General features: G+C 32.3%; 18 protein-coding genes. 16 read left to right on the plus strand and 2 right to left on the minus strand.

The window, feature by feature from the left end; genetic code table 11:
* The 5 genes from BOW57_RS18770 to BOW57_RS18790 form a co-directional block, all read left to right on the plus strand.
* A partial coding sequence (locus BOW57_RS18770; RefSeq protein ID WP_129056498.1) for a gliding motility-associated C-terminal domain-containing protein occupies positions 1-2,403 on the plus strand: 2,403 nt, incomplete at its 5' end.
* A gap of 46 nt (positions 2,404-2,449) precedes the next feature.
* Complete coding sequence (locus BOW57_RS18775; protein ID WP_129056500.1) at positions 2,450-3,382, plus strand: type IX secretion system membrane protein PorP/SprF; 933 nt, start codon at positions 2,450-2,452, stop codon at positions 3,380-3,382.
* Positions 3,383-3,394: 12 nt separating this feature from the next.
* Entirely contained in the window at positions 3,395-5,329 is a 1,935-nt protein-coding gene (locus tag BOW57_RS18780) for an OmpA family protein (protein WP_129056502.1), read from the plus strand.
* A gap of 246 nt (positions 5,330-5,575) precedes the next feature.
* Positions 5,576-7,582, plus strand: a complete 2,007-nt coding sequence (ligA, locus tag BOW57_RS18785) for an NAD-dependent DNA ligase LigA (RefSeq protein WP_129056504.1) — start codon at positions 5,576-5,578, stop codon at positions 7,580-7,582.
* On the plus strand, positions 7,569-8,264 hold the full coding sequence (locus BOW57_RS18790; protein ID WP_129056506.1) for a lysoplasmalogenase family protein: 696 nt from the start codon (positions 7,569-7,571) through the stop codon (positions 8,262-8,264). The genes ligA and BOW57_RS18790 overlap by 14 nt, the downstream gene beginning before the upstream one ends.
* Here BOW57_RS18790 and BOW57_RS18795 read toward each other — a convergent pair.
* Entirely contained in the window at positions 8,250-9,161 is a 912-nt protein-coding gene (locus tag BOW57_RS18795) for a bifunctional UDP-sugar hydrolase/5'-nucleotidase (protein ID WP_129056508.1), read from the minus strand. The two genes, BOW57_RS18790 and BOW57_RS18795, sit on opposite strands and share 15 nt — an antisense overlap.
* A gap of 136 nt (positions 9,162-9,297) precedes the next feature.
* Positions 9,298-10,077 (minus strand): 5'-nucleotidase C-terminal domain-containing protein, encoded by a 780-nt coding sequence (locus tag BOW57_RS18800; protein ID WP_129056510.1) that lies wholly within the window; start codon positions 10,075-10,077, stop codon positions 9,298-9,300.
* Between the two features lie 47 nt (positions 10,078-10,124).
* Between BOW57_RS18800 and BOW57_RS18805 the strand changes: the two genes are divergently transcribed.
* From BOW57_RS18805 to coaE, 11 genes are all read left to right on the plus strand, one after another.
* Entirely contained in the window at positions 10,125-10,637 is a 513-nt protein-coding gene (locus BOW57_RS18805) for a hypothetical protein (protein ID WP_129056512.1), read from the plus strand.
* Between the two features lie 13 nt (positions 10,638-10,650).
* Complete coding sequence (gene dapA, locus BOW57_RS18810; protein WP_129056515.1) at positions 10,651-11,529, plus strand: 4-hydroxy-tetrahydrodipicolinate synthase; 879 nt, start codon at positions 10,651-10,653, stop codon at positions 11,527-11,529.
* 139 nt (positions 11,530-11,668) lie between these two features.
* Positions 11,669-12,463, plus strand: a complete 795-nt coding sequence (locus BOW57_RS18815; RefSeq protein WP_089055954.1) for an outer membrane protein assembly factor BamD — start codon at positions 11,669-11,671, stop codon at positions 12,461-12,463.
* Positions 12,464-12,471: 8 nt separating this feature from the next.
* The gene (locus tag BOW57_RS18820) at positions 12,472-12,789 is read left to right on the plus strand and encodes a DNA-directed RNA polymerase subunit omega (RefSeq protein ID WP_008463064.1); all 318 of its coding nucleotides are present in this window, start codon (positions 12,472-12,474) and stop codon (positions 12,787-12,789) included.
* Positions 12,790-12,798: 9 nt separating this feature from the next.
* Positions 12,799-14,010: a bifunctional phosphopantothenoylcysteine decarboxylase/phosphopantothenate--cysteine ligase CoaBC gene (gene coaBC, locus BOW57_RS18825; RefSeq protein ID WP_129056516.1), complete on the plus strand. Its 1,212-nt coding sequence runs from the start codon at positions 12,799-12,801 to the stop codon at positions 14,008-14,010.
* Positions 14,011-14,077: 67 nt separating this feature from the next.
* On the plus strand, positions 14,078-14,962 hold the full coding sequence (locus BOW57_RS18830) for a DUF4835 family protein (RefSeq protein ID WP_129024321.1): 885 nt from the start codon (positions 14,078-14,080) through the stop codon (positions 14,960-14,962).
* Positions 14,963-15,013: 51 nt separating this feature from the next.
* Positions 15,014-16,666, plus strand: a complete 1,653-nt coding sequence (gene recN, locus BOW57_RS18835; protein WP_129056518.1) for a DNA repair protein RecN — start codon at positions 15,014-15,016, stop codon at positions 16,664-16,666.
* Between the two features lie 52 nt (positions 16,667-16,718).
* Positions 16,719-17,417, plus strand: a complete 699-nt coding sequence (locus BOW57_RS18840; RefSeq protein ID WP_129056520.1) for a hypothetical protein — start codon at positions 16,719-16,721, stop codon at positions 17,415-17,417.
* 61 nt (positions 17,418-17,478) lie between these two features.
* The gene (fabV, locus tag BOW57_RS18845) at positions 17,479-18,669 is read left to right on the plus strand and encodes an enoyl-ACP reductase FabV (RefSeq protein WP_129056522.1); all 1,191 of its coding nucleotides are present in this window, start codon (positions 17,479-17,481) and stop codon (positions 18,667-18,669) included.
* Between the two features lie 121 nt (positions 18,670-18,790).
* Entirely contained in the window at positions 18,791-19,789 is a 999-nt protein-coding gene (locus tag BOW57_RS18850) for a glycosyltransferase family 2 protein (RefSeq protein WP_089055959.1), read from the plus strand.
* Positions 19,790-19,792: 3 nt separating this feature from the next.
* On the plus strand, positions 19,793-20,389 hold the full coding sequence (coaE, locus tag BOW57_RS18855) for a dephospho-CoA kinase (RefSeq protein WP_129056524.1): 597 nt from the start codon (positions 19,793-19,795) through the stop codon (positions 20,387-20,389).
* Positions 20,390-20,428: the final 39 nt, after the last annotated feature.

Below are 20,428 nucleotides of genomic sequence, written 5' to 3' on the forward strand. Positions count from 1 at the left end.
GCGGCTTTAAAAGATGCCACAACAACTTGTGAAAGCAATGTAAGGTTGGCTGTTGCAATAAATGTATCAGATCCAGGCACGCCAAATATAACAGATACCGATCAAGATTTCTGTTTAGTAAATGCACCGACAATTGCAAGTATTAATGTAAATCCAGAAACAGGAAATATTGTTTGGTATGATGCCTCAACAGGAGGAAACGTAGTAACAGCAGCAACAGCATTAATGACAAGAACGTATTACGCTGCTTTAAAAGATGCGACAACAACTTGTGAAAGTAATGTAAGATTAGCTGTAGCGGTAAATGTTACAGATCCGGGCACACCAAATATTGCAGATACCGATCAAGATTTCTGTTTAGTAAATGCACCGACAATTGCAAGTATAAATGTAAATCCAGTAGCAGGAAACATAGTTTGGTACGATGCTTTAACAGGAGGAAATGTAGTAACATCAACAACAGCATTAACGACAAGAACTTACTATGCGGCTTTAAAAGATGCCACAACAGCTTGCGAAAGCAAAGTACGACAAGCTGTAGCTGTAAGTGTTACAGATCCAGTTACACCAACAACAACTTCTGGAACTCAGGTTTTCTGTTCAGGAAATAATCCAACAGTAGCCAATATCCAAGTTAATGAAAGTAATGTGATTTGGTATAGCGCAGCGACTGGAGGAACAATGGTTGCTTCAACAACACCATTAGCAAATGGAGATTATTTTGCAGCATTAAAAGATGCTGTAACAGGTTGTGAGAGCAGTATTAGACTAAAAGTAACAGTTACTGTTGGTAATTCAGTAACACCTACAACAAATAATGCAGTGCAGGAGTTTTGTTCAACAACAGCACCAACCATTGCAAGTATTAATGTAAATGAAAGCAATGTATCATGGTTTAATGTTCCTTCTGGAGGAACTGCAATTTCTGCAGCCACTGCATTAACTTCTGGTATATATTACGGAGAAATCACAGAGACTACAACAGGATGTAAAAGCGCAGCCCGCTTAAAAGTTACGATTACAGTAACAAATCCGAGTCCAACGCCAACTACAACAGATACAACACAAGATTTCTGTTCAACTGCTTCGTCTACTGTTGCAAGTATACAAGTTAATGAAGCAAATGTAATTTGGTATAACACCCAAACAGGAGGTACTGCTATTCCAGCTTCTACAGCTTTAGTAACTGGAACTTATTATGGAGTAATAGCAAGCAGTACAAACTGCGAGAATCCTAATAGATTAGCAGTTGCAGTAACAGTAAATACACCTGGAAGAATTACAACACCAAGAACAGCACAAGTATTCTGTTTAGCGGCATCACCAACATTAGCTAATATTCAGGTTAATGAAGCAAATGTGGTTTGGTATTCAACACCAACAGGAGGAGTTCCGTTAACTGCAAGTACATTGTTAACTGCAACCACATATTATGCAGATGCACTTTCTAATCTTACAAATGGTTGTGGAGGAGCTTCTAGATTAGGTGTAACAGTTAGTTTTGAAAATGATGCTTTAGTTCCAATTACAACCAATGATGATACACCATGTGTTTTTCAAGGTGTGACTTATTCAATAGCAAATGGAAAATCAAATTACGTTTGGTCTGTAACTAATGGAACCATTATTAATGGCGGCGGAACATCAGATGATGATGTTACAATTTCATGGTCAGATATCGGACCGGGTAAAGTTCAAGTTACTTATATCAATACTTGTAATGAAACTACCACCAAGACTTTGGGTGTAACAGTTGCGACTTGTTCAGATATAACAATTACAAACACAGTCGATAATCCAACACCTAATTTTGGCGATCATGTAACCTTTACAGTGACCGTAAATAATGTAGGACAAGGTAGTTTTATAAATACCATTGTCAGCGAATTACTGCCTAGCGGTTATGATTTGGTAAGTTCAAGTACAACAATAGGAGTTTATGACCCAAAGACACAACTTTGGACGATTCCAACGTTGAATTCTGGTCAAAGTGCTACGCTTACAATTGTTGCTGAGGTATTGCCAAGCGGAAATTATTTGAATGTGGCTACAATAGAAATTTCAACGCCACTAGATGTTGATGCTTCAAATAATTCAGCTTCAGTTTCGGTTACTCCAATTTGTTTGACTGTTTACAATGAATTTACGCCAAACAATGATGGTGCAAATGATTTGTTTAGAATTGATTGTATCGAATCATATCCAAATAATGAGCTGAAAGTTTATAACAGATATGGAGCATTGGTATACAGTAAACAGCATTACGAAAATGATTGGAACGGAACGGCCAACGTGTCGGGAGTAATTAATAGAGGAGATATGCTGCCAACAGGTACTTATTTTTATGTGATTACCATTGGAGATGGAACGGTTAAAAAAGGATGGTTATCTATTATGAGATAAGCGTTTTGATTAATCATCTAATTAATTAAACTAAATAAGTATCGTTATGAAACTATATATAAAATCATTAGAAACGTATTTTGTAATAATATGTTCTTTAATCACATTTTGTGCAACTGCGCAGCAAGATCCAGAGTACACACAGTATATGTACAATACAATGGCGGTAAATCCAGCTTATGCTGGGTCTACCGGCAATTTAGAAGCAGCTCTTTTATATCGTTCGCAATGGATTGGAATTCCTGGAGCACCAGAAACACAGTCATTTTCTCTTCAGACACCACTTCGAAACGAAAAGATTGGTTTAGGGTTAAGTATTGTAAATGATAAAATCGGCCCGTCAGATGAATTGTATTTAGATGGAAACTTCTCTTATTCGATTCCTTTAGGTTACGAACAAAGATTAGCATTCGGATTAAAAGCCGGTATGCGAATGTTAAATATAGACTGGTCAAAAGGGAGATATTATGATTCAAACGATGTTTTACTCAATCAAAACATTAACAATCAGGCAAAATTGGCTGTTGGAGCAGGAGTGTATTACTATACAGATAAATGGTATGTAGGTTTATCTGTCCCTAGTTTTATTCAAAGCACTTATTACGATGATGTTCAGGAATCTATTGATTATGATCGTTTACATTATTATTTAATGGGAGGTTATGTTTTTGATTTGAATCCGAATTTAAAATTTAAACCAGCATTTTTAGTAAAAGCAGTGAGTGGAGCACCACTTACTGCTGATATTTCGGCAAATTTTATGATTGCCGAAAAATTTGTAATCGGTGCATCGTATAGAACAGATGATTCTGTAAGTATTTTAGCAGGTTTTCAAATTTCTAAGAGTTTTTATTTAGGATATGCTTTCGATTACACGGTGAGCCAGCTGAATAAATATAACGATGGAACTCATGAAATCATTTTGCGTTACCAGTTAAACAAAGGTCAAAGTAAAATTAAATCTCCTCGATTCTTCTAAAATTAAAAACCTATGAAAAAACTATATATCCTTGGTTTAGTATTGAGTTTGACATTTGGTTTTGCTCAAACTAATTTAAAAAAAGCCGATGCACTGTTTAGAAACTATTCTTATCTAGATGCTTCAAAAGCCTATGAAGAATGTTTACAAAACATTAAAAAACCATCGACACAAACGTTGAAGAACGCGGCTGATTCGTATTATTTTATATCCGATGCTCGAAATGCGCTTAAATGGTATAAAAAACTATATGAAGCGCAGGATAATAACATGACAGATGTTTATTATCTACGATACATCCAAACAATGAAAGCAGTTATGGATTATGATGATGCTGATAGAATTACGAAAGAGTATCTGAATAAGAAAGGAGATCAAAAAGAGATTAATCGCTATGTGACTCAGAAAAAACAAATGGACAGTTTAGCGAAAACAAAATCGCTGTATCAGATTAAAAACTTGGATATAAATACCAATAAATCTGATTTTGGAGCTACTTTTTTTCAAGATAAAATCGTATTTACATCTGCAAGAGATACAACAAAATTTAGTCAAAAATTATACAACTGGAACAATCAGCCATTTTTAAACTTATATATTGCCGAAAGAAATGCTGCTGATGGAAATTTGCTCAACGCAGAATTATTCCTTCCAAACGTAATGACAAAGTATCATGAAGCGACAGCAACATTTGACAGCAGCGGAAAAACCATTTATTATTCGACAAATATTGTAAAGAAAAAGAAATTAGTAATCGACGAAAGTAAAACGAATAACTTTCAGATTATTAAGGGTTCAATAGTTAATAATAAATTAGAAAATTCTGAAAAAGTTTTCTTTGACAGTGACGATTACTCCGTAGGACATCCTTCTTTAAGTGAAGACGGTCAATTGCTTTTCTTTGCATCAGATATGCCGGGCGGGTTTGGCGGAACAGATTTATATGTGGTAAAAATTGCGGCCGACGGCACAATGAATTCACCTAAAAATCTAGGGCCGAATATTAACACTCTTGGTAATGATCTTTTTCCATTTTTTAGAGACGGAACATTATACTTTTCTTCAGATGGACATTACGGATGGGGAGATTTAGATGTTTATGAAAGTACATTATTAGACGACGGAAGTTTTTCTATACCGCGAAATCTCGGAGCTCCTATTAATAGTAATAAAGATGACTTTGCATTTATTATTGATAAAACCGAAAGTTTTGGCTACGTTTCATCAAATAGAGCTGGAGGAAAAGGAGACGACGATATTTACTCGTTTATAAAAGGAAAACCTATTTGCAACCAAAGTATATCAGGCGTTGCAATTGATAGAAAGTCTAAGCTTCCTTTGACAGATGTTGTAGTAATGGCATATAATTCATTCAGCGAAGTGTTGGGAGAAACAAAAACAAATTTCGAAGGTAAATATGCTATAACAGTTCCATGCGGAAAAGTAATTAAAATGATTGCTGCAAAACCAAATTACAGCAGTGATGAAAAAACCGTGGAAACTACCAATGAAAACGAAGGAGAAATTAAAGATGTCAACTTCGAACTTAGTAATTATGATGATTTAGTAGTTAAAAAACAGGGAGTTGAAAAAGTAGATGTAAAACCAATTTATTTTGATTACGACAAATACGACATTACTCCTTTAGCTATTGAAGAACTGTCGAAAGTAGTATTTATTATGAAAAAATTTCCGAATATCCGCATCAAAATTGAGTCACATACAGACTCCCGAGGAAAAGACGCTTACAATATGAAACTATCAGACAACAGAGCCAAATCGACTCGTGATTATATTATTTCACAGGACATTGATCCTTCAAGAATTGAAAGCGCCATTGGTTACGGCGAAAGCAGATTAATCAATAAATGTAAAAACGGTGTAAAATGTACCGAAGAAGAGCATTTATTAAATAGACGTTCAGACTTTATTATTATCCAAAAATAGCGTTATATTTACAATCTAATTACTTGGTAATCAGTATTTAAAATATAAAACGTAGAAACCATTTGGAAGTTGGTTTTGTTTAATTCTTTTTTAAGAATAATGGACAAGAAGAAAATCAGGCTGCATGATTTTGCAGCTTGATTTTTGATTTTAAAAACTTTCAATTCTTATGCTTTTTGAACAAAAAATAATCCTAATTTTGATATTCAATTATTCTCGATCAAAATCAGCATCATTTTATTATTTATGAGTATCCAAGAAAACATTCAATCTTTAAGAAACGAACTAAATCAGCACAATTACAACTATTATGTGCTGGATAATGCCACAATTTCAGATTATGATTTTGATCTTAAATTAAAAGAATTACAAGATTTAGAAAGTAAATACCCTGAATATTTTGACGAAAATTCACCTACACAACGTGTTGGAGGAACCATAACAAAGAATTTTAAAACCATTGCACATCAGTACAGAATGTACTCGCTTGATAATTCTTATTCAAAAGAAGATTTAATTGATTGGGAAAACCGTATTCAACGTGTTTTGGGCAATGTAGACTTGCAATATACTTGTGAATTAAAATACGATGGAGCTTCAATTAGTATAACATATGAAAACGGAAAATTAGTTCAAGCTTTAACCCGTGGAGATGGTTTTCAAGGAGATGAGGTAACCAATAATATTAAAACAATAAAGTCAGTTCCTTTGCAGTTAAAAGGAAACTATCCTGAAAAATTTGATATTCGTGGAGAAATCATTCTCCCGTTTGCAGGTTTCGAAAAAATGAATCAGGAATTAATAGAGATTGGAGAAACACCGTATTCAAACCCAAGAAATACAGCTTCAGGAAGTTTAAAATTGCAAGACAGTGCCGAAGTTGCAAAACGTCCGTTAGAATGTTTATTATATTTTGTAACAGGAAATGATCTTCCGTTTACAACCCAATATGAAGGATTAGAAGCCGCGAGAAATTGGGGATTTAAAGTACCAAAAGAAGCCAAATTAGTCAATAATATGCAAGAAGTGTTTGAATTTATTGATTATTGGGATGTACACCGTCATGAATTACCTTATGAAACAGATGGTGTAGTAATAAAAGTAAACAGTATTCATTCGCAGGAAGAATTAGGATATACCGCTAAATCGCCACGTTGGGCAATCGCATACAAATTCAAATCAGAGCAAGTTTCAACAAAATTAAAATCAATATCTTATCAAGTGGGGCGTACCGGTGCTATTACACCAGTTGCAAATTTAGAACCTGTGCAATTAGCAGGAACCATCGTAAAAAGAGCCTCATTGCATAATGCAGATCAGATTGAGAAACTTGATATTAGAATAAACGATACCGTTTTTGTTGAAAAAGGAGGCGAAATTATCCCTAAAATTATAGCAGTAGATTTAGATAAACGCCCAGAAAACTCAGAAAAAACAAACTATATTACACATTGTCCTGAATGTCAAACTGAGTTAGTAAGAAACGAAGGCGAAGCCAATCATTACTGCCCTAATTTTTATGGCTGTCCGCCGCAGATTATTGGAAGAATTCAGCATTTTATATCAAGAAAAGCGATGGATATTGAAGGATTGGGAGGTGAAACAGTTGCTCTGCTATTCAATAATGGTTTAGTACATAATTACGCCGACCTTTATGAATTGAAAGTAGAAGACATTCTTCCATTAGAAAGAATGGCGCAAAAATCTGCTGAAAACTTGGTTAAAGGAGTTCAAAAATCAAAAGAAATTCCATTTGAGAGTGTTTTATTTGCTCTTGGAATTCGTTTTGTTGGAGAAACCGTTGCAAAAAAATTAGCCAAACATTATAAAAACATTGATGCATTAAGTCAAGCGTCTTTAATGGATCTAATTTTAGTAGATGAAATTGGAGAAAGAATTGCTAAAAGTGTTATAGAGTTTTTTGAAAACGAAGAAAACAAACGCATCATTGAACGTTTAAAAAGTTATGGAGTTCAATTTGAAATAATTGAGAAAATCAACCCAAATGCTACTGAGAAATTTATAGGAAAAACTTTTGTTGTTTCTGGAGTCTTTACCACATTTTCTAGAGATGAATTAAAGAAAACAATAGAAGATAACGGCGGGAAAGTAGGAAGTTCTATTTCTGCAAAAACCGATTTTGTAGTAGCAGGAGATAATATGGGACCAGCTAAATTAGAAAAAGCAAATAAGCTGAATATTCCAATATTATCAGAGGAAGATTTTATAAACAAATTGAATGAAAGCGAATAAACCATCGTTGATTTTATTTTTTTCAGCACTGCTGTTTACAGTCATTTTTGATTGGACGGGACAGGATTTTTTAGCAATCTATGCTAAAGCAATCGTGCTTCCCGCAATTTTTATTTATTTTTTGATAAGCAACGATTTCAAGATTAGAAAAACCGAAGGATTTATTTTTCTGTTTTGTTTTATAGGACAGGTTTTCGATCTTATGGACATCGAAATTTCTGAAATAGGAGGAGTGATAAGTTTCTTGATTGTTTACCTGTTAATCATGAAACTTTTCATTTTCGAGCACGAAAAAATAACACTGAAAAAAAAGGACATTCTGCCAATATCTATCGTAGTAATATTTATTGTATACCTTTTAATTTCAGTCCTGAGTCTGCAATTTGATAAAATGAAAAGATTTAATGCAGTCTATACCATTTACGGTATAGTACTTAGTGTAGTAAGTTATTTTTCATTTGTAAGTTATATAACAAAAGGAACCTTTTTGGCGCTGTTAATGTCCCTGATGGCAATAAGTTATATTTTTTCGGATATATTCTATATTTTCAATGAATACTTTTCGTACTCAATTGTATTAGTGTTAATTCGAGATGTAACCCAAATCCTGGCTTACTATTTTATGGTCGAATATTTCCTTGAAAAAGAGAAAAATAATAGAAAAGCATTATACAACAATTGATCTAGCTTGATTGCTGTGCGCTTTATCTTTATCAAAGTAAAAATCAATTCGGCCTAAATTTATTCCGTAGCAGCCAACTTGATTTACCAATACATTTTCTCCCGCCTTGTTTTTAACAACAGTAGGTTTGTCAAGAAAAGTATGCGTATGACCGCCAATTATTAAATCGATATCCTGAGTAAGTTCAGCCAATTTTAAATCGCAAATTTTAGCAGAATCATCTCTATACTTATAGCCTAAATGCGAAAGACAAACAACTAAATCACATTTTTCCTCTTTCTTCAACAATTGAGTCATATCTTGAGCAATTTCGACAGGATCATTATAAACAGTTTCCTTATAAAGTTGTTTGTCAACTAATCCTGCCATTTCAATACCAAGACCAAAAACACCAACCTTAATACCATTTTTATTAAAAATCTTATAAGGTTTTACAAGCCCGTTCATGACCGTATTTTTAAAATCATAATTAGAACAAATAAAATCAAAAGAAGCATGAGGCATTTGCGCATACAAGCCATCCAAACCATTATCAAAATCATGGTTTCCTATGGTTGATGCATCATATTTCATCATACTCATTAACTTAAATTCAAGTTCACCCCCATAATAATTAAAATAAGGAGTTCCTTGAAAAATATCGCCCGCATCTAATAAAAGAACATTTGGATTTTCCTGACGAATAGATTCAATAAGCGCTGCCCTGCGAGATACACCGCCTTTGTTTGGATTACGAGGATCATCAGCCGGAAAAGGATCTATATGACTATGAACATCGTTCGTATGAAGAATCGTTAAATGTTTAACATCGTTACTTCCAAAACTGCTTAATGATAACCCTAAGCTTAATAAAGCAGTACTTGCAGCGGTTTTTTCGATAAATTCTCTTCTTTTCATTGTATATTATATTTTTGCGGGAACGCTCGTGTTTTTATTTTTCAGTAATTCTATTTTTTTGACCGCTGATTTTACGAATTAATACAAATTGCCTTTTTTAGCATTTTAAAATTCGTGTAATTCGCGGCGAACTTTTTTACTCTTCAGTAATTCTAATGTTTTTAGGCACAGGAATAGTGTCAACTTGTTTGAAATAATCAATAAGTACATTTCGAAGCTTATAATTCAAATCAAATTTCTGAACATTTTTCTGGAAAAAATTCATACTGTCTCCGCCATTAGCCAAATAATCATTAGTAGCAACATAATAAACCTTGTCGAGATCAAGAGGTTTACCTTGAATAAGTATGTTTTTAGCCGTTTGATCCTTTGCAATAGTAAACGTCATTCCAGATAAAGGATGAGGTTTTTTCTCTTTAATAATATAGGCAGTCATTTCTAAGATTTGCTGTCCTTTTAAAGCCAGAACAACAAGATTATTTTCAAAAGGCATAATTTCAAAAGCCGATCTTGTAGTAACATTACCCTTTGGCAAAATAGCGCGAATACCGCCGTGATTTAAAAAGCATAAATCAATGTCTTTTTTTTCACGAGCCTTAAAAACAAGATTTCCTCTCTCTAAACAAACATCAGCCATTAAGCAGCCTATGCTCGTTTGCCACTTGCCAGTACTTTTGTCAAGAGTTTCAGGGCAATAAGCTAGAATACTGTCTAAGTCTTTGTTTATATGATCGCGATAAGGCTTTATAAAAGACTCAATTTCTGGTGTCTGTGCACTTTTTTCGGTAACTGGAATTTGTTTTCCTTCTATTTTTGTTAGATTGTATTTTTTAGTACTGCAGGAAAATATTGAAAATAGTGTTAAGAATATAACAAAAAGTTTTAAAAATCGGTTATACTTTTTTAGTTTTACCATTTTAAATGCGGCTTAAATAATTAATTTTGTAATTTGGTAAAAGTACTATGTTTTTAAATTATATAAAGGAATTTTTTGTAAAAAAATCATTAAAAAATAACTTGAATAATCTCAAAAACGAAGTCTTTACAAGCAATGTGCAAACAATTGGTTTATTGGTTGATGAAAGCAAGTTTCAGTATTCTAAAGAGTTAGTAAAAGAATTAACCCTTTATGGAATTGCTACTGAAAACATAAAAATCGTTGCGTACAGAGATAAATTTAAAGTAAAAGAAACGTATTCAGAACCCACTTTTGGTAAAAATCATATCAATTGGAAAGGAGAGATTACAGAAAAATTTTTAAACGAATTTATCGAAACAGAATTTGATCTTTTGATTAGTTATTACGAAATCGAAAAAGCAATTTTGATGATGATTACCAATAATTCAAAAGCTAAATTTAAAGTAGGATTTGCTTCAGTAGATAATAGATTAAATCGCTGGATGATTAAAACCGAAATAGAGAATTATAAACTTTTCATTAAGGAATTGTTTAAGTATTTAAAAAGTATAAAATAAATTATAAATTAATATGCAATCATTAATAGGAACTGGTGTTGCACTTGTGACCCCATTTAAAAAAGACTTTTCAATAGATATCGAAGCCTTACAGCGTATCGTTAATTTTTCGATAGATGGAGGAGTTGAATATCTTGTAGTTATGGGAACAACAGCAGAAAACGCTACCTTAACACAAGAAGAGAAAGAGTTAGTTATAAACACCGTTATTGATGTTAATAAAGGAAGACTGCCTCTAGTTCTTGGAGTAGGAGGAAACAATACTCTGCAGATTGTAGAAGAATTAAAAACAAGAGATTTTTCAGCTTTTGAAGCTATACTTTCTGTTTCACCATATTATAATAAGCCAACGCAAGAAGGAATTTATCAGCATTTTAAAGCAATTGCAGAAGCATCGCCAGTACCGGTAATTTTGTATAACGTACCAGGAAGAACAGCAAGTAATATGCTGCCGTCTACAGTAGTTCGTTTAGCAAATGATTTTAGCAATGTAGTTGCCATAAAAGAAGCTGCCGGAGATATGGCTCAAGCAATGCAGATTATCAAAGATGCACCAAAAGATTTCTTGGTAATTTCAGGAGATGATATGATTGCTTTACCGATTGTTTTGGCAGGAGGAGCAGGTGTAATTTCAGTAATTGGACAAGGTTTTCCTAAAGAATTTTCAGAAATGATTCGTTTAGGATTGAATAAAAAAGTAAATGAAGCGTTTAAAACGCAATATTTATTGTCAGATTGTATCGATATGATTTTTGAGCAGGGAAATCCAGCAGGAATTAAACAAATCTTTCAAGCTCTTGGTATTGCTGATAATACAGTGCGTTTACCTCTTGTAGCTGTTGATGATTCATTAGCTCAAAGATTAAATGATTTTGTAAAAGCGAGTATTTAGTAACTCTAAGATTATCGGTATTTTATTATACGAAAAAAATATTTTGCATTCGCTAAATTAATAACTAAATTTGCCACCGAAACTTCGGTGTGATTTTGCTTTGGCATAACGTCTAAGGAATCATAATAAAAGTAAGAAAATGAAAAAACTAGTATCTCTATTAATTATTGTTGCCCTTTTTTGTTCTTGTAGTGAATACCAAAAAGTGTTGAAAAATGAAGACGTCGCAGCAAAATTTGAAATGGCGACAAAAATGTATGATGCTGGAAAATATTCAAAAGCAATTCGTCTTTTTGAGCAGTTAGCGCCTACATATAGAGGAAAACCTCAAGCAGAAAAGCTTTTTTATATGTTTTCACAGTCTTACTATAAAACAAAACAATATTATTTAGCTGGATATCAATTCGAAAGTTTTGTGTCAGGTTATCCACGAAGTGAAAAAGTACAAGAAGCAGCTTTCTTAGGTGCTTTTAGTTACTCAAAATTAGCGCCGGTTTACAGTTTAGATCAAGCAGATACGGTAAAAGCATTAGAGAAATTACAAGCTTTTATTGATAATTATCCAAACTCAGAATATCTTGCTCAAGCAAATGAAGCTGTAAAGATATTAAATGGAAAGTTAGAGAAAAAAGCCTACGAGAATGCTAAAGGATATAATACAATTTCAGATTACAAATCAGCACTAGTTGCATTTGATAATTTTATTGCAGATTTCCCAGGAACACCGTTTAAAGAAGATGCTTTGTTTTACAAATACGATTCAGCATATCAATTAGCAATTAATAGTATTCCATCAAAAATGGAAGAACGTTTAAACGTTGCAAAAGTGGCTTACAATAACTTGATAAAGTTTAAAAGCGATACAAAGTACAAAGAAAAGGCAGAAGAAATGAATGCCAGAGTTGAAACAGATTTACAAAAATTTACTAAATAAATAAAGTCATGGATTTAAAAAAGACGAATGCTCCTGTTAACACAATAACTTACAATAAAACAGTTATTGAAGAGCCAACAGGAAATGTGTATGAAGCAATTACCATTATGGCTAAAAGAGCAAATCAAATTAATTCTGAAATTAAAAAAGAATTAACTGAGAAATTAGAAGAGTTTGCTACTTACAATGACAGTCTTGAAGAAGTTTTTGAAAATAAAGAGCAAATTGAAGTTTCTAAATTTTACGAAAAATTGCCAAAACCACACGCTCTAGCTGTTCAAGAATGGTTAGATGGTAAAACTTACCATAGAAGTTCAAATAAATAATATAGTATAATGTCAGTTTTAAACGGGAAGAAAATTTTACTAGGAGTTTCTGGTGGAATTGCAGCGTATAAAACAGCCTCATTAGTACGACTTTTTATAAAAGCAGGTGCACATGTCCAAGTGATAATGACACCTGCTTCTAAGGATTTTGTAACCCCGCTTACATTATCTACCTTATCAAAAAATCCTGTACATTCTAATTTCTTTAATCAGGACGATGAAGATGCTGTATGGAACAATCATGTAGAATTAGCTCTTTGGGCTGATTTAATGTTGATTGCACCCGCAACTGCTAATACATTGTCGAAAATGGCAAATGGAAATTGCGATAATCTTTTAATCGCAGCCTATTTGTCAGCCAAATGTCCTGTTTATTTTGCTCCGGCAATGGATTTAGATATGTATAAACACCCATCAACATTGTCTAGTTTTACTTCTTTAAAACAGTTTGGAAACATTATGATTCCTGCTGAAAATGGTGAGCTTGCAAGTGGTTTGTCTGGTGAAGGACGTATGGCTGAACCAGAAAATATTATTGCTTTTTTAGAGGCTGATTTAGAAAGTAAATTGCCTTTGAGAGGAAAAAAAATACTAGTTACCGCTGGACCAACATACGAAGCAATAGATCCTGTACGTTTTATAGGAAATCATTCCTCAGGAAAAATGGGGTTTGATATTGCAAATGAAGCTTCAAAACTTGGAGCCGAAGTTGTTTTAGTTGCAGGGCCAACACATTTAAAAGTTAAAAACCAGTCTATTGAAGTTGTAAATGTTACGTCTGCACAAGATATGTATGATGCCTGTCATTTGCATTTTAAAAACTCTGATGTAGTGATTGCAGCAGCAGCAGTTGCGGATTATAGGCCAAAGGAAGTTGCTTTACAGAAAATCAAGAAAGATTCAAGTGAATTTTCGATTGAGTTGGAAAAAACAAAAGATATTTTGTCATCTTTAGGAGCAGTTAAGGAAAAACAGTTTTTAATAGGCTTTGCTTTAGAAACTGAAAATGAAATTGAAAATGCTAAGCTGAAAATTCAGAAAAAAAACTTAGATTTGATTGTTTTAAATTCCTTACAAGATGAAGGAGCTGGATTTAAAAAAGAAACCAATAAAGTTACTTTTATTGATAAAAACTTCAAGATCGAGCCAATGGAATTAAAATCGAAGGAATTTGTAGCAATAGATATTTTAAAGAAAGTAGTTTCGTTTTTCTCGAAGTAGTTAGGATTTAATACAGCATCTTAAAGCAAATTTGAGATTACTGTTTATAGCAGTTAATATTTTTTATATGAATAAAATAGTTACTCTTTTAGCGTTTTTAATTTTTGGCTTTACACAAGCGCAACAACTAAATTGTATAGTAACTATTAATACTGAAAGACTGCCAAATCCCAATCAACAGGTTTTTAAAACACTGCAGACGGCCTTATCTGAATTTGTAAACAAAACAGATTGGACAGGTTCGGTTTTAAAACAGAATGAGCGAATTAACTGTTCAATGTATATTACACTTTCATCTAACAGCTCAGATCAATTTACAGGAACAATACAAGTACAGTCTTCTCGATTGATTTTTAATTCAACCTATTCTTCGCCAGTTTTGAATTATAATGATAAAGATTTCAACTTTAAATATACAGAATACGAACCTTTATTGTTTAATCCATCTGTTTATGAATCCAACTTAGTTTCTGTAATATCATTTTACAGTTATTTAATTTTAGGAATGGATGCAGACACGTTTCAAATGGGAGCAGGAAATCAATATCTTGAAACCGCTCAAAATATTGCAAACGTTGCACAGCAAGGAGGATTTAAAGGATGGAATCAGTCTGATGGACTTCAAAACCGTTATTATTTAATTAATGATATGGTTTCTCCAATGTTTAGTGATTTACGTCAGGTAACTTATGCATATCACACAGGTTTAGATGGAATGAGTCTTGATTTGAAAACTTCAAAAGAGAAAGTAAAAAATGCAATTTTAATTATTGGAAGGTTAAATACAGTTAAGCCAAATGCTTTTTTAACTAGAATATTTTTTGATGCAAAATCAGATGAAATTGTTTCTATTTTTTCTGGAGGTCCAAGTATTCCAATTTCTGATTTAACAGATGTTTTAAATAAAGTTTCGCCATTAAATTCTTCAAAATGGTCTCAAATAAAGTTTTAATAGCTTTATTTCTTATTTTTTCATTAGCTTAAATATTTATAAATTTCCCCTATGATAACTTCACTGTCAATTAAAAATTATGCCCTTATTGAAAAGCTTTCAATTGATTTTTCAAAAGGATTTTCTATAATTACAGGAGAAACAGGAGCTGGTAAATCTATAATACTAGGTGCAATTGGTTTGGTTTTAGGAAAAAGAGCAGATCTTACTTCGTTAAAAAATAAAGAAGAAAAATGTGTCATAGAAGCTCAGTTTGAAATTTCTAAGTACAATCTAAAAGAGTTTTTTGAGACAAACGATTTAGATTACGAAGACGAAACCATAATTCGTCGTGAAATTTTACCTTCTGGAAAATCTCGCGCTTTTATAAATGACAGTCCTGTGAATCTGCAGGAATTACAAGATTTAAGTTTATTTTTAATAGATATTCATTCTCAGCAGCAAACTCAGGAATTATCAGAAGAAAGTGTTCAGTTTAAAATTATTGATGCAATTGCGAATAACGGAGATACAATTGCAGCATATCAAAATTTATTAAAAGTTTATAAATCAGATAAATCAAAGCTAAACGCATTGCTTAAAAAACAAAGCGATTCAGGAAAAGAGCTGGAGTACAATACTTTTTTACTGAATGAGTTGATTTCGGCTAAATTAAAATCTGGTGAACAAGCAGAATTAGAATCTGATTTTGAAAAATTGAATAATGTCGAAATTATTAAAGAATCAATAGATAAATCACTCGTAATTGCAAACGAAGAACAATTTGGCGTTTTTCATAATTTAAATGAGATTAAAGGATCATTGCAAAAAATTGCACCTTTTTCATCTGAATATCAAAATTTATTCGAAAGGATAACAAGTTTATCTATTGAGTTTGATGATATTTCTAAAGAGTTACAAAATGCCGTTGAAAAATTAGTAAACGATCCAGAGCAATTAGAAGCAATCAGTCAAAAATTGCAGTTAATTTTCAACCTGCAGAAAAAGCACCACGCAGCTTCTGTAGAAGAATTACTTCAAATTCAGGAAGATTTAGGAAATACATTACTTGAATTAGATAATATTGAAGAAGAAATAGAATCTCTTTCAAAAGCAATAGAGCAAAAAGCAGTCGAATTGAATGAATTTGCGGCTGTAATTCATAGAAATAGAATTGATGCAATTCCAGTTTTGTCTAATCAGTTAATAACTATTTTAGATACGTTAGGAATGCCTAATGTTCGCTTTAAAATTGAATTGATTCCATCAGAAACCTATTTTCAGAATGGAAAAGATGAATTGCAGTTTTTGTTCGCAGCCAATAAAGGAACTGATTTTGGTCTACTGAAAAAAGTAGCATCAGGAGGAGAAATGTCTCGTATTATGCTTGCAGTAAAAGCAATATTAGCTCAATATTCAAAATTACCTACTTTAATTTTTGATGAAATTGATACAGGAGTTTCTGGAGAAATAGCTATTAGGATGGGGGAAATCATGAAAGAAATGAGTTTAAAAATGCAAATTTTTGCCATTACACATTTACCTCAAATTGCTGCAAAAGGTGATTCGCACTTTAAAGTTTTTAAATCAATAATTGATGATGCAACGCAGTCAGAGTTAAAGCTTTTATCTCAGGACGAAAGAATTACTGAAATTGCTCAAATGTTATCGGGAGCCAAAATTTCGGATTCGGCATTAAATCATGCAAAAGAATTATTAAATTAAATATTTAAATTATATTTGCCTGCTTAACAACTAGATCAAAATCTGAAGAAATATGATTAAAAAATTATATGTTTTATCTATTTTTTGCTTGTTTATTAGCGAAATAAATGCACAGGATACTGCTTCAAGAGAAACTACCGAAATAGTTAGTAATGGTGCTAAGTCTTATTTAATAAAAGATTTTCCTCAAGGTGTATATAAAACATATGATAATTTTATTGAGAAATCATCAATTAATATGGGTGATGCTATAGAAAGGCATACTATTTTTGGTTCTAAACCAATCGATAAAAATGTAGAGGTAGATCAGGCTTTCTTTTACTTTAAGAAGAATAATGTGAAAATCACTGATTATTTCGCTATTGTTTACAATGGTAATCTTTATTTACAGCAAAGATATCTTATGAAGTTTGCTTCAAAGGAAGATCGAAATATGTCAGCTGATAATCCAAATTCTTACCATAGAGTTTTAAATGACGGAAAGTTTTTATATCTCGAAGGACCTTTCGCAAATGCATGGTCTAAGGCTTTTGCGTATAATGCAGGTGCGGCAGGAGGTGCATTGGCGGCTAGCTTAAATACTTTGAAAGGTATTGTTTTTAATGTTGAAAAGAAAGAGTTTAGTTTTATAAGAGAATGCGAAGACTTAAATACACTTATTATACAATATGATGGTGTTAAGATTGAATGTAAAGATAAAAAAATTGACATTTTAACTGTTAGAGAAAACATTGAAAAAATTATAAAATAGAATATATTATTTTGTTTTTCAGGAGGGTATATTGTTTAAATAAAATTGAAATAAAAAAAGTATGATTATAGAGCCTAGAATGAGAGGATTTATTTGTTTGACAGCCCACCCAAAGGGAGCCGAACAAAATGTTAAAAATCAAATAGAATATATCAAATCAAAAGGTGCAATCGCTGGTGCAAAAAAAGTACTGGTTATTGGTGCTTCAACAGGTTTTGGATTAGCTTCAAGAATTACAAGTGCTTTTGGGTCTGATGCTGCGACAATTGGAGTGTTTTTTGAAAAACCGCCTGTTGAGGGAAAAACAGCTTCTCCAGGTTGGTATAATTCTGCTGCATTTGAAACAGAAGCTCATAAAGCAGGTTTATATGCAAAAAGTATCAACGGAGATGCTTTTTCAAACGAAATAAAAAGAGAAACATTAGATTTAATTAAAGCTGATTTAGGACAAGTAGATCTTGTAATTTATAGTTTAGCTTCACCAGTGCGTACAAATCCTAATACAGGAGTTTTGCACCGTTCGGTTTTAAAACCTATTGGACAAACTTTTACAAATAAAACAGTTGATTTTCATACAGGAAATGTAACCGAAGTTTCAATCGCTCCAGCAAACGAGGAAGATATTGAAAATACAGTTGCAGTTATGGGGGGTGAAGACTGGGCTATGTGGATGGATGCTTTAAAAAATGAAAATTTATTGGCAGACGGCGCTACAACAATTGCTTATTCTTATATTGGGCCTGAACTTACAGAAGCTGTTTATCGTAAAGGTACAATTGGTCGTGCAAAAGATCATTTAGAAGCGACTGCATTTACAATTACAGATAGTTTAAAATCTATTGGAGGAAAAGCTTATGTTTCTGTAAACAAAGCATTAGTTACACAAGCAAGTTCTGCAATTCCAGTTATTCCATTGTATATTTCTCTTCTTTATAAAATTATGAAAGAAGAAGGTATTCACGAAGGTTGTATCGAGCAGATTCAGCGTTTATTTCAAGATAGATTGTATTCTGGTTCTGACGTTCCAACAGACGAAAAAGGAAGAATTAGAATTGACGATTGGGAAATGCGTGAAGATGTTCAGGCAAAAGTTGCTGAACTTTGGAAAGAAGCTACGACGGAAACATTACCAGCTATTGGAGACTTAGCAGGTTATAGAAATGATTTCTTAAATTTATTTGGATTCGAATTTGCTGGAGTTGACTACAAAGCTGAAGCAAATGAGATAGTTAATATTGAAAGTATCAAATAAATAAAAATTAACATAAGTAAAAAACCATCAACCAAAAGTTGATGGTTTTTTTATGAATATAGCATATCTTTGTTAAAATTTTTAAAGTTTAAAATATACAATTTAATACCGCATTCCCATTATGATTTTTTCTTTAGTTATACCTGTGTATAATCGTCCAGATGAAGTAGATGAACTTTTAGAAAGTCTTTCAAAATCTGATTATAATGAAGCTTTTGAGATTGTCCTTGTTGAAGACGGGTCGACAATTCCTTGTAAAGATGTTGTAATGACTTATCAAGGAAAATTAAATATATCATACTATTTTAAAGAAAATTCCGGACCGGGTGATTCTAGAAATTTTGGAATGCAGAAGGCTAGAGGAGATTATTTTATCATATTCGATTCAGATTGTATTATTCCTCCAAATTACCTAAGCGAAGTTCGTAAAGCTTTAAATGAAGATTATGTTGATTGTTTTGGCGGTCCAGATAAAGCATTAGATAGTTTTTCAGACATACAAAAAGCAATCAATTTTGCGATGACATCTTTCCTGACAACAGGCGGAATTCGAGGTGGTTCTGAAAAAATTAATAAGTTTCAGCCGCGAAGTTTTAATATGGGAATTTCGAAAAAAGCATTTGAAGCTTCTAAAGGATTTGGTAATATTCATCCTGGGGAAGATCCAGATTTGTCGATTCGTTTGTGGAATTTAGGATTTGAAACCAGATTATTTCCTGACGCCTATGTTTATCATAAACGTAGAATCGATTGGGAGAAATTCTCGATACAAGTTAATAAATTCGGAAAAGCCCGCCCAATATTAAACAGCTGGTATCCAGAGCATAAAAAGGTGACTTTTTGGTTTCCTACATTATTTATATTGGGTCTATTATTAGCTTTTTTACTATTAATATTTAATATTGATATTTTATTACAATTATATTTTGTATATTTCGTTATAATTTTTCTTACAGCAACTATTCAGAATAAAAGCATTAAAATTGGGTATCTATCTGTAATTGCAGTTTGGAAACAGTTTTACGGATACGGAAGAGGTTTTTTAGAGTCTTTCATAAAAGTTGGTTTATTAAAGAGAAAACCACAAGAAGCTTTTCCTCGTATGTTTTTTAAAGTATAATTCATGGTTAAAGTCATTGGTTTAACAGGCGGAATTGGAAGCGGTAAAACTACAATTGCCAATTTTTTTAAAGAAAAAGGTGTGCCGGTTTATATAGCCGATGATGAAGCCAAAAAAGTAATGCAGTCGATTGAAATTATCGATCAAATAAAAAGTGTTTTTGGCGAAACTCTTTTTGAAAACAATATTTTAAATAGATCAAAACTTGCTGAAATCGTATTTAATAATGCAGATAAGCTCGCACAGCTAAATGCTATTGTACATCCAGCGGTAAAAAAAGATTTTGAAAATTGGCTCCAGCAGCATAAAAACGATCAATATGTGGTTTATGAGGCTGCTATTTTATTTGAAAGTGGAAGATATAAAGAGTGTGATTACATTGTTACTGTAACAGCTCCGATTGAAGTACGTATTGAAAGAGTAATAAAGCGCGACAATACTACAAGAGAACAGGTTTTAAGCCGGATGGAAATGCAGTGGAATGATGAAAAACGAATTTCTTTGAGCAATTTTGTTATTAATAACAGTAATCTTAAAATTGCTAACGAAGAAGTTGTTAAAATTCTTAAAATTTTAAATATAAAACAAAATCAGTCTTAAATGTTAATATTTGGTTAATGTATTATTTAGTATATTGTT

The sequence above is a fragment of the Flavobacterium sp. YO64 genome, assembly GCF_004119505.1.
GTDB lineage: Bacteria > Bacteroidota > Bacteroidia > Flavobacteriales > Flavobacteriaceae > Flavobacterium > Flavobacterium oncorhynchi.